The following is a 398-nucleotide window of genomic DNA, read 5'->3' as shown; positions in this document are numbered from 1 at the left end:
TCGAGGGTCCATCTGCTGACTCCGGCATCACAGGCGATCTCGGTTAGTGACCTCGTGGAGGTCACGTATCGGTGAAACGCTTTGAAGTCGCGGGTTTTAGTCAGATCAGGCCGACGGTAGGTGGTGGAAGATCCACAGTCAGGGTTCTTGCACCGCCATCTGGTCGTTCCTTTTGTGGTGGTGCCGTTTTTCTTCATTTGCCCAGTACATACTGGGCATCGTGGTCTGTTTGGTGTCACCGGCAAAGCTAACCAGCATCCAGCTACCACACTGAAGCGCCGTTCCGGCGGATTGAACGAGAAACGGGCCCGAATAAGGACTAAATCCTTATTCAAGCCTGATTTGTATAGTCTGATCTGCGGAAACCGCAAGAATCAGACACACATTCTGCTACTTAA

2 protein-coding genes are annotated in these 398 nt (G+C 52.0%); one reads left to right on the top strand and one right to left on the bottom strand.

The window, feature by feature from the left end:
* Nucleotides 1-239, bottom strand: a 239-nt coding sequence (locus HMPREF0298_RS11995; protein WP_425358148.1) for an IS1/IS1595 family N-terminal zinc-binding domain-containing protein, incomplete at its 3' end; no start/stop codon positions are given.
* Here HMPREF0298_RS11995 and HMPREF0298_RS12605 point away from each other — a divergent pair.
* On the top strand, nucleotides 124-398 hold a 275-nt coding region (locus HMPREF0298_RS12605), incomplete at its 3' end, for a hypothetical protein (RefSeq protein WP_211205447.1). The two genes, HMPREF0298_RS11995 and HMPREF0298_RS12605, sit on opposite strands and share 116 nt — an antisense overlap.

This window comes from Corynebacterium lipophiloflavum DSM 44291 (genome assembly GCF_000159635.1).
Lineage (GTDB): Bacteria > Actinomycetota > Actinomycetes > Mycobacteriales > Mycobacteriaceae > Corynebacterium > Corynebacterium lipophiloflavum.
The sequence above is the reverse complement of the archived record's forward strand: the minus strand, read 5'-3'. Positions and strand labels throughout refer to the sequence as shown.